The sequence below is a fragment of the Streptomyces sp. NRRL S-495 genome, from assembly GCF_000966955.1.
GTDB lineage: Bacteria > Actinomycetota > Actinomycetes > Streptomycetales > Streptomycetaceae > Kitasatospora > Kitasatospora purpeofusca.
In genome coordinates, this window is sequence record NZ_JZWY01000694.1 from 1 (window position 1) to 9,821 (window position 9,821).

The 9,821-nt window shown below is 74.2% G+C and carries 6 protein-coding genes and 4 pseudogenes; 1 reads left to right on the forward strand and 9 read right to left on the reverse strand.

All coding sequences use genetic code 11. From position 1 onward, the window contains the following. From VR45_RS31040 to VR45_RS31075, 9 genes and pseudogenes are all read right to left on the reverse strand, one after another. Window positions 1–198: pseudogene (locus tag VR45_RS31040) on the reverse strand (PaaX family transcriptional regulator); the annotation flags it as partial. An 89-nt stretch (window positions 199–287) separates the two neighbouring features. Then, on the reverse strand, window positions 288–1,049 hold the full coding sequence (locus VR45_RS31045; protein ID WP_045943206.1) for an Asp/Glu racemase: 762 nt from the start codon (window positions 1,047–1,049) through the stop codon (window positions 288–290). Between the two features lie 34 nt (window positions 1,050–1,083). Then, window positions 1,084–1,989, reverse strand: a complete 906-nt coding sequence (locus VR45_RS31050; protein ID WP_045943207.1) for a fumarylacetoacetate hydrolase family protein — start codon at window positions 1,987–1,989, stop codon at window positions 1,084–1,086. A gap of 16 nt (window positions 1,990–2,005) precedes the next feature. Next, window positions 2,006–3,121 carry a cupin domain-containing protein gene (locus VR45_RS31055; RefSeq protein WP_045943208.1) on the reverse strand — a complete coding sequence of 372 codons (1,116 nt, stop codon included), beginning with the start codon at window positions 3,119–3,121 and terminating at the stop codon, window positions 2,006–2,008. Further along, complete coding sequence (locus VR45_RS44635) at window positions 3,118–4,122, reverse strand: carbon-nitrogen hydrolase family protein (RefSeq protein WP_045943209.1); 1,005 nt, start codon at window positions 4,120–4,122, stop codon at window positions 3,118–3,120. The genes VR45_RS31055 and VR45_RS44635 overlap by 4 nt, the downstream gene beginning before the upstream one ends. Then, window positions 4,119–6,594: pseudogene (locus VR45_RS31065) on the reverse strand (FAD-dependent monooxygenase). The gene VR45_RS44635 and the pseudogene VR45_RS31065 overlap by 4 nt, the downstream one beginning before the upstream one ends. Before the next feature lie 26 nt (window positions 6,595–6,620). Then, entirely contained in the window at window positions 6,621–7,022 is a 402-nt protein-coding gene (locus VR45_RS49230; RefSeq protein ID WP_234326335.1) for a thioesterase family protein, read from the reverse strand. 60 nt (window positions 7,023–7,082) lie between these two features. Continuing rightward, window positions 7,083–8,681, reverse strand: a pseudogene (locus tag VR45_RS31070) (AMP-binding protein); the annotation flags it as partial. 141 nt (window positions 8,682–8,822) lie between these two features. Next, window positions 8,823–9,506, reverse strand: a complete 684-nt coding sequence (locus VR45_RS31075) for an MBL fold metallo-hydrolase (RefSeq protein WP_078896990.1) — start codon at window positions 9,504–9,506, stop codon at window positions 8,823–8,825. Window positions 9,507–9,610: 104 nt separating this feature from the next. On the opposite strand from VR45_RS31075, the pseudogene VR45_RS31080 reads away from it, so the two are divergent. Beyond that, window positions 9,611–9,821, forward strand: a pseudogene (locus VR45_RS31080) (AraC family transcriptional regulator); the annotation flags it as partial.

The following is a 9,821-nucleotide window of genomic DNA, read 5'->3' on the forward strand; positions in this document are numbered from 1 at the left end:
CCCGCCGCCGCGCTCCTGGAGCAGGGTGCCGGCCTTCTTGAGACGGGAGATGGCCGAGCGGACGGCGGGTGCGTCGACGTCCAGCTCGGCCATCAGGGCGATCAGGTCGGCGATGGATATCCAGCCGCCGAGACGGCGGACGAACTCGCCGTAGACGGTGTGGATCAGCGAGCTCGGCCGGGGCGTGCTCTCGGTCATCCGGACCTCCTCCCGACGGCTCGTGGTGATCATAGCGGTGGCACCCGGCGGGGTGCTCGGGCTGCGGCGACGCCCGGTCCGGGCCCGGTTCAGGCCTCCGCGAACGCGCCGGAGAGCAGATGGCCGGCGCCGGGGGCGAAGGCCGGCAGGCCGAGGGCGCGCAGCATCTGGTGGGTGGTGCAGACGGCGGCCGAGACGACCGGTTTGCCGAGCCGCTGCTCGGCCTCCTCGATCGCCGACAGCGAGGGCATCTGCACACAGGCGGACAGCACCACCGCGTCGGCCCGGCTGTGCGCGAGGCCGGCCGCGATGTCCGGCAGCCGCGCCGGGTCGTGGGCGGCGACATCGAGGTTGTCGGCGATCTCCAGGGCCGCGAAGTCCACCACCTCGATGCCCTCGTGGCCGAGGTAGTCGACCACGGTGCGGGCCAGCGGGCGCAGGTAGGGGGTGACGACGGCGACCTTCCGGGCGCCGAGCGTGTGCAGCCCGGTCACCAGCGCGCCGGCGCTGGTGACCACGGGCGCGGCGGCGCCGTTCTCGACGGTGCGCCGGTGCAGCCGCTGCTCGGCCTCCCGGTGGTAGCCGGGGCCGGTGGCCATCACCGCGACCAGGCAGGCGTAGCCGAGCACATCGACCCGGGCGTCCGCGAGTTCGGCGGCGCACCGGTCGGACTCGGCGTCCATGGCGCGCAGTTGCTCGGGGGTGACCCGGGTCATCCGCATCCGGCTGGAGTGGAAGGTGAAGCGCTCGGGCGCGACCCGCTCGCGGGCCCGCAGCAGGGCGGGGACCTCGGTCTCCATGGTGACGTTGGAGCTCGGGACGATCTGGCCTATCCGGTAGCTGGTGGTCATCGGGGCGGGCTCCTCTGCGGGGGTGGGCGGCCGGTCAGCGGGCGTCGACCACGGGGTTGGCGAGGGTGCCGATCCCCTCGATGGTGGCCTCGACCAGGTCGCCGGGCCGGAGGAACTGCGGGGGCACCATCCCGGCGCCGACGCCGGAGGGCGAGCCGGTGGCGATGACGTCGCCGGGTTCCAGGGTGACGCCGGAGGAGATGTCGGCGATCAGCCGGGCGATGCCGAACAGCATGTGGCGGGTGTTGGAGTCCTGCCGCAGTTCGCCGTTGACCCGCAGGGACAGGTCGAGCCGCTGCGGGTCGGGGATCTCGTCGGCGGTCACCACGACCGGGCCGAACGGCGCGTAGGTGTCCTGGCCCTTGGAGAAGAACCACTGGCCGGAGCGGCGCTGGTCGCGGGCGCTGATGTCGTTGACGATGCTGTAGCCGAAGACGTGCCGCAGGGCGTCGGCCTCGGCCACCCGGAAGGCGGGCGTGCCGATGACGACGGCGAGTTCGCACTCCCAGTCGAGCTGCTTGGTGAGCTCGGCGTTGTGCAGGATCGGCTGGCCGGGGCCGGTGACGGCGGTCGAGGGCTTGCTGAACAGCACCGGCCGGTCGGGCAGTTCGCGCTCGGTGTCGAGGGTGCGGTGCGACTCGGCGACGTGCTCGACGTAGTTGAGCCCGACCCCGACGATCTTGCCGGGCCGCAGCGGGGCGCGCAGCGTCACCTCGGCGAGCGGGCGCACCAGGGACCCCCCGGCCGTTGCGTCGGTGAGCAGTTCGCGGACGGCCGCGAGGACCGGTTCGCCGCCCGCGACCAGGCCCAGCAGGTCGGGGGGCAGCCGGACGCCGGCGGCGGAGGCGAGGGCGGACAGGTCGGCGACCCGGTCCCCGGCGAGCAGGGCGCCGGGGCGGGGGGTGTCGTCGCCGGGGATGCAGTAGGTCAACAGCCGCATGGGTGTGCGCTCCTGGTCACGGGGTGGTGGTGGGCTGGTGCCCGTCGTGCTCCGGGTAGGGCTCCTCGCGGTACAGGCCGAGCGAGTGCATCACCGGGAAGTCGTTGAAGGAGAACAGGCAGGCGTCCTCGCCGGGGTCGAGGTTCGCGTGCTCGTGCCAGGCCCAGGACGGCACCACGAAGATGTCGCCCTGCTGCCAGCTGAAGCGGTGGCCGGCGACCACCGAGACGCCCCGCCCCTTGGCGGCGGTGTAGACCACCGAACCGGTGTGCCGGTGGGCCCGGGTGGCCTGGCCGGGGCGCAGCAACTGGAGGTGGGCGCCCATGGTGGGCATCACCGAGCCGCCGGTGACGGGGTTGGTGTACTCCATGATCACCCCGTCCCAGGGCGAGCCCTCGGTGGCGCGGGCGAGCCGGGTGAGCGCGTGGTAGCTGGGCTCCCAGGGCCAGCCGAGCAGCGGCGAGTACGGCCGGGTCCACTTCTCCATGCCGTACGGCAGCAGGTTGCCGCCGTAGCTGAGCAGGGAGGAGTTGGCCACCGGTCCGGGCCGCTGGTACAGCTCGGGGTGCACCTCGTAGAAGTTGGCGTCGAGCATGTTGACCAGCGGGATGTCCAGGCCGTCCTGCCAGATCACCGGGGCGTCCTCGGACTCGTTGCCGTGCTCGTGCCAGGCGCCGTTGGGCGTGATCGCGAAGTCCCGCGGTCCGACCTTGAGCTTCTGGCCGTCGACGATCGTCCAGGCGCCGGTGCCCTCGTGCACGAAGCGCAGCGCGGAGGCCTGGTGGCGGTGCGCGGTCATCGCCTCGCCGGGGCCCATGATCTGCAGGCCGGTGTACAACAGGCCGACGGCGGCGCTGAGTTCGCGGCGGCCCGGGTTGACCAGCATGACCACCCGGCGGCCGGCGTCGTCGGCCCTGACCAGGGGCAGCGCCTTGCGGACCAGCGGGCGCAGGTCGGCGTAGCGCCAGAGCACCGGCACCGACTTCGGCTGCGGGTACCAGGGCTCGATCTCGTTCGCCACGGTCCACAGCGCGCCCGCGTCGACCTTGGCCAGCTCGTCGTAGTAGGCGGCGAGTTCGGGGTTGTCGGTGACCCGGGCGCGGCCGATCCGGTCGTCGTCGTAGTCGGTCATTCCTCCTCCTTCGGGGGCGGTTCGGGAAGGGTCAGCGGCCGCAGCGGGCGGTTGTCCACGTGCAGCCGGAAGACGTCGAAGCGGTTGTAGTGGCCGACGATGTCGTGCATCTGCTTGGGGCGGACGCAGTCGCCGAGGTCGATCTCGGCGTACACGATCCCCTCCTCGTCCACCAGCGGCTCGGTCACCGCGCGGCCGTCGGGCCCGAAGATTCCGGACAACGCGCTGCGCGGGCGGGAGAGTTGCTTGCGGAGCTGCTGGTCCTCGCCGGCGATGGCGTCGACGATCTCCGGGGAGATGGTGGAGCAGGAGACCACGGTGAAGACCTTGCCCTCGAAGCAGTGCGCGGCGGCGCGCAGCGCGATCGCCTCCGCCATGTCGTAGTCCTCGGGGGCGACCGGCAGCGCGATGTAGCAGGCCGCGTGGACGAGTTCGCCCTGTGCGAGCAGGGTGAACCGGGCCAGCGGGTTGGTGTTCTCGCCGCAGGCCAGCGCGCCGAGCGGGCCGACGGCGGTGTCGTGGACCCGCAGGGTGCTGCCGTCGCCCGGGGTCCAGGTCAGCTTCTCGGCCCAGGTGGGGACCAGCTTGCGGTGCACGCTCAGCAGTTCGCCGTCGGCGTCGATGACCAGCACGGTGTTGTACAGCACCCCGAGGCTGTGCCGGCCGCGCTCGTTGACGCCGATCACCAGCACCACGCCGGCCCGGCGGGCGGCGGCGCGCAGGGCGTCGACGTACGGGCCCGGGACGTCCACCGAGGCGCGGTAGAGGCGCTCGTACCAGGGGGAGCCCTGGACCGGGTTCATGGTCCAGTTCCAGTACGGGTAGCCGGGGACGAACACCTCGGGGAAGACCACCAGGGTGGCGCCGTGCTCGGCCGCCTCGTGGATCAGGGCGACCGCCTTGGCCACGGTGGCGGCGGGGTCCAGGAAGACGGGCGAGGCCTGGACGGCGGCCGCGGTGAAGCGCGGGCGCCGCAGTGCGGCGGCGATCGGCTCGGTCATCGTTCCTCCTCGGTGCGGTCGGTGCGGTCGGTGCGGTGGGCGCGGTGGGCGCGGTCGGAGTACGGGGTGCGGTCGCTGAGCCCGGCGGCGCCCGGCCGCCAGCGCCGGTGCACCGGCGGCTCGGGCTCGCGCACCAGCCGCAGCCTCGGCGCCACCCGGTCGGAGCCCGGTCCGGGCGGGCGCCGGCTGCCCGCCGCCCACGGCCCGGGCCAGCGGGCGCCGGGACCGGTGTACCCCTGCTCGGCGGCGGCATGCAGGGTCCACAGCGGGTCGTGCAGCTGGGCCCGGCCGACCGCGACCAGGTCGGCCCGCCCGGCCAGCAGTACCGAGTTGGCGTCGTCGTACCCGGAGATCGCGCCGACCGCGACGGTGGGCAGACCGGTGGCGGCGCGCACCAGCTCGGCGAACGGCGTCTGGTAGCCGCGCCCGTACGGCGGCCGCTGGTGGGCGACGACCTCGCCGGTGGAGACGTCCACCGCGTCCGCCCCGCCGTCCCCGAGGGCCCGGCAGGTGGCGACGGCCTCCACCTCGCTGGTGCCGCCTCCACCTCGCTGGGCCGCCCGGTGCCCAGTCGCTCGCCGAGATCCGCACCAGCAGCGGCCGCCCGGCCGGCCAGACCGCGCGGACCGCCGCCAGCACCTCCAGCGGCAACCGCAACCGTTGGGCGAGCGGGCCGCCGTAGCGGTCGGTGCGCCGGTTGGTGAGCGGGGACAGGAAGCCCGAGAGCAGGTGGCCGTGGCCGAACTGGAGCTCCAGCACCTCGAAGCCGATCCGCGCCGCGCGCTCGGCGGCGGCCGCGAAGTCGGCGACCACGGCGGCGAGTTCGACCTGATTGGCCTCGTGCGGTCGCGGGCTGTCGGCGTCCCAGGGCAGCGGCGAGGGGGCCAGCAGCGGCCAGCCGTCCGCGCCCAGGGACCGGCCGATCCCGTCCGGTCCGGGCACCGAGGTGGCGGCCCGTCGCCCGGCGTGGGTGAGCTGGATCCCGAGCGGGGTGTCGCTCACCGCCCTGACCGAGGCGACGAGTTCGCGCCAGGCCGCCTCCTGCCGGTCGTTCCACAGGCCCGGACAGTGGTCGGTGGCCCGGCCCTCCGGCGTGACCGCCGTCATCCCGGCGACCACCAGCCCGGCGCCGCCGAGCGCGTGGACGGTCAGCTGGGCCCGGTCGAAGGCGCTGGGCAGCGCGTCGGGCGAGGTGAAGGTGGCCAGCGGCGGCACCACCACCCGGTTGCGCAGCTCCAGCGCGGCCAGCTTGAGCGGCCGGAACATCGGCGGCACCGCCGCCGCTCCGGCCGGATCGGCGCCGCCCGCGAACGCCGCCTCCACCGCCGCGACGAACCCGGGGTCGCGGGCCCGGAGGTTCTCGTGGGTGACCCGGCGGCTGCGGGTGAGCAGGTTGAACGCGAACCGGTCGGCGTCCTGCCCGGTCCGCCGGTCGATCGTCTCGAACCACTCCAGGCTGGCCTGCGCCGCCCGCTGGGTGGACTCCACCACCGGCCGCCGCTCCGCCTCGTACGCCGCCAGCGCCTGCTCCACGGTGGGCTGTTCGCTGAGGCTCGCGGCCAGGGCGAGGGCGTCCTCCAGGGCGAGCTTGGTACCCGATCCGATCGAGAAGTGCGCCGAGTGCGCGGCGTCGCCGAGCAGCACCACGTTCCGGTGCCGCCAGGTGGCGTTGCGCACCGTGGTGAAGCGGATCCAGCGGGAGGCGTTCGGGATCAGCCGGTGTCCCTCCAGGTGCGGGGCGAGCAGCTCCGCGCAGCGCCGCACGCTCTCGTCGTCGCTCTCGCCGCGCGCGAACTCCCGGTCGGCGAGGGCCTCGAAGCCGGCCCGGCGCCAGGCGTCCTCGGCGATCTCGACGATGAACGTCGACCGTTCCGCGCTGTACGGGTAGGCGTGCACCTGGAGCACCCCGAAGTCGAAGCGCTCGACGAGGAAGGTGAAGGCGTCGAAGACCTTGTCGGTGGCGAGCCACATGTAGCGGGCGTGCCGCTCGTCCAGCTCCGGCCGGAAGGTGCCGGCGTACGCGGCCCGGGTCGCCGAGTGGATGCCGTCGGCGGCGACCACCAGGTCGTACTCCTCGGCGAGTTGCTCGACCGGGGGCGCGGGGGTGCGGTAGCAGACGTCCACCGCCAGTTCGTCGCAGCGCCGTTGCAGGATCGCGCGCAGCCGGTTGCGGTCCAGCGCCGCGAACCCGTGGCCGCCGCTGGTGCGCACCTGACCGGCGTACCGGACGTCGATGTCGCTCCAACGCGCGAACTCGGCGCTCAGCGCGGCGAACACGGCCGGGTCGGCCTGCGCGATGCCGTCCAGGGTCTCGTCGGAGAACACCACCCCGAAGCCGAACTCGTCTTCCCGGGCGTCCCGTTCGAAGACCGTGATCTCCCGCTCCGGCGCCAGCTGGCGGGCCAGGGCGGCGAAGTAGAGCCCGCCCGGACCGCCGCCGATCACCGCCACCCGTCGGGCGGCCCCGGTCACGGGGGCACCCCCGGCCCCTGCCCCGGTCACCGGATCACCTCCGGGTCCTGCCGTCCGGCCCCGGTCAGCGCCCGGCGCACCGGCTCCGGCCAGGGCTCGGTGCCCTTGGCGTGCGGCGCGGCGTGCACCACCGACATCCGCCCGCCGGCGGCCGGGCCGTTCGGGCCGTGCACCTCGAAGGCGTAGTGCAGCGAGGAGCCGCCGATCCGCTCGACCCGCAGTTCGACCCGGACCAGGTCCCCGAACCACAGCCGTTCGCGGTAGTCGGCCTCGAAATGCACCCGGGGGATCCGGCCGAACAGCCCGTCCAGGCCCAGCCGGCGCAGCAGCGTCGCCTCGGCGGCCTCGGCCCAGCGCTGGACGGCCGAGAAGTGGTAGTGCCCGGCGGCGTCGGTGTCCGACCACTCGACCCGCCGCTCGACGGTCACGCTGGCGGGTTGCGGACCGGCCGCCGCCGTGACCGTCGGCGTCTCGGGCGCGGCCCGGCGGCGCAGCTCGGCCCGGGCCAGCTTCCCGGTCGCGGTGCGCGGCAGCGCGTCGACGAACTCGACCGCGCGTGGGTACTTGTAGGGCGCGATGGCCCGTTTGACGTGCTCCTGGAGCGCCCGGACGGTGTCCGGCCCGGCGGCGACCCCCGCGCGCAGCACCACATAGGCCTTGACCACGGTGCCGCGCCGCTCGTCCGGCGCCCCGACCACCGCGCAGTCGGCGACGTCGGGGTGGTCGGCGAGCACCTGCTCCACCTCGGGTCCGGCGATGTTGTAACCGGAGGAGACGATCATGTCGTCATTGCGCGCCCGGTACCAGAAGTACCCGTCCGGGTCGCGCACATAGGTGTCCCCGGTGAGGTTCCAGCCGTCGCGCACGTACTCGTGCTGGCGGTCGTCGCGCAGATAGCGGCAGCCGGTGGGGCCCTTGATCGCGAGCCGCCCGGGCTGTCCGTCCGGCACCGGCCGGCCCTGCTCGTCCAGGATCGCCGCCCGGTAGCCGGGGACCGGCCGGCCGGTCGAGCCGGGGCGGATGTCGCCGTCGGCGGCGGAGATGAACACGTGCAGCAGCTCGGTGGCCCCGATGCCGTCGATCAGCCGCTGCCCGGTGGCCTCGCGGAACGCCTCCCAGACGGCGGCCGGCAGGTGTTCGCCGGCCGAGACGCACCGCCGCACCCCGGCGAGCCGGTCGGCCAGCCCGGCGGCGAGGATCGCCCGGTAGGCCGTCGGCGCGGTGAACAGCACGTCGACCCCGTGCCGGTGGACGTGCTCGGCCAGCTGCTCGGGTGTGGCCTGCTCCAGCAGCAGGGTGGCCGCGCCGGCCCGCAGCGGGAAGACCACCAGGCCGCCGAGGCCGAAGGTGAAGGCGAGCGGCGGGGTGCCGGCGAACAGGTCCTCGGCGGTTGGCCGCAGCAGGTGCCGCGAGAAGGTGTCGGCGTTGGCGAGCACGTCGCGGTGGAAGTGCAGGGTGGCCTTGGGCCGTCCGGTGGTGCCGGAGGTGAAGGCGATCAGCGCGACGTCGTCGGCGGCGGTCGGTACGGCGGTGAACGGGCCGGCCGTCGCGGCGCAGCGCGCGGTGAGGTCCTCGGGCCCGGGACCGCCGTACGGCACCACGGTCAGCCCGGGTGTGGTGGCCTGCTCCAGCTCGGTGAGGAAGCGGTGGTCGCAGAGGGCCAGGACGGGCGCCGCGACCTCGTGCAGGGCGGTCAGCTCGGCCGCCCGCAGCAGCGGCATGGTGGTCACCACCACCCCGCCGGCCTTCAGGACACCGAGCCAACAGGCCACCAGCCAGGGCGCGTTGGGGCCCCGTAACAGGACCCTGTTGCCGGGCACCAGGCCCAGCGGCCCGGTCAGCAGCCGGGCCACCGCGTCGGCGTGCCCGCGCAGTTCGCCGTACGACCAGACGCCGTCCGGCGTGACCAGGCAGCGCCGGTCCGGGCCGAACCGCTCGATCGTCGCATCGAGCAGCTCGTGTGCGCAGTTCAATCGGTCCGGATAGGCCAACTCCGGTAGGTCGAACAGGAATTCGGGCCACTCCTCGAAGGGTGGCAGGTTGTCTCGACAGAACGTGTCCACGTGCGCAGAGGGCGAGAGCTCCATGGGTGGGCCACCTCATCGGGCGAGCGGGAGTGAGGCAAGTATCGCGCTTCGGTGACGCCAGTCAAGAGAGCGATACATACATTCGGCCCAGCCCCGCCCGCCGCCCGGTGAGGTCGGAAGGTGCGCCCCGAGGGGCCCGCCCTACCGCGGGGTGGACTCGTCGCCCCGGAAGGGAGCGCCGTGACCGGGCACGATGAGGTCCGCGGCGGCCAGCACCCGGAGCCGGGAGGCCCGCAGGAGCTCACGGTCCGGAGCCACCGGGTCCTCCGCCGGTCCGGCCGCGTGCCACCACAGGTCGCCGGCGAACGCGACCACGCCCTCCGCCGTCCCGGCCAGCAGCGTGATGTCCTCGGCGCTGTGCCCGGGCGTGCGGATCAGCCGCAGGGACGGGGTCAGCTCGTACCCCTCGGCGTCCCGGTTGGTCCACTGGTGGCCCCGGTACTCGACCCGGTGGTCGTGCACCCGGGCGCTGCCGAAGAGGCCCACGTTCATGGTGTTGTCGGGGTGGTGGTGGCTGAGCACCACATCGGTGATGTCCTCGGGGCCGAGCCCCAGCGCGGCCAGCGGGCCGAGGATGTCGTCCTGGCTCGCGACCATGCCCGGGTCGAAGATCACATGCCGTCCGGCGTCCGTGACGTAGGAGACCGTGGCGGCGACCCCGGGGCCGGTGGAGCCCACGTAGCCGGTGGTCAGGACCTGGAAAGTGGCGCTGCGGCCGAGCGGTGCATCGGCGAGCGGTGCGTCGGTGAGCGGTGCGTCGGTGAGCGGTGCGTCGGCAAGCGGTGCGTCGGTCTTGGGGGCGTCTGCGAGCGGTGCGTTCGTCATGTGTCGATCCTGTCGGACGCCCGGACCCCCGACGAGTGGCACAGATGCCAGCGATCGCAGGAAAGATGCCAGCCTCCCGCCGCCCGCTGTGCCACACTCCGCGGATGGCCCCCTTCACCACCGTCGCCGCCTACGTCCCGCCCGGTGCCGGCATGCTCGCCGTCGGCATCGTCGCCGAGGTCTTCGGCCCGCACGGGGCGGAACTGCCGGGCTTCGACTTCGCCCTCTGCGCCGACCGCCCCGGCAGCGTCGACACCGACCTCGGCGTGCCGCTGGCGATCGCGCACGGCCTGGACCGGCTCCCCCCCCCCCCCC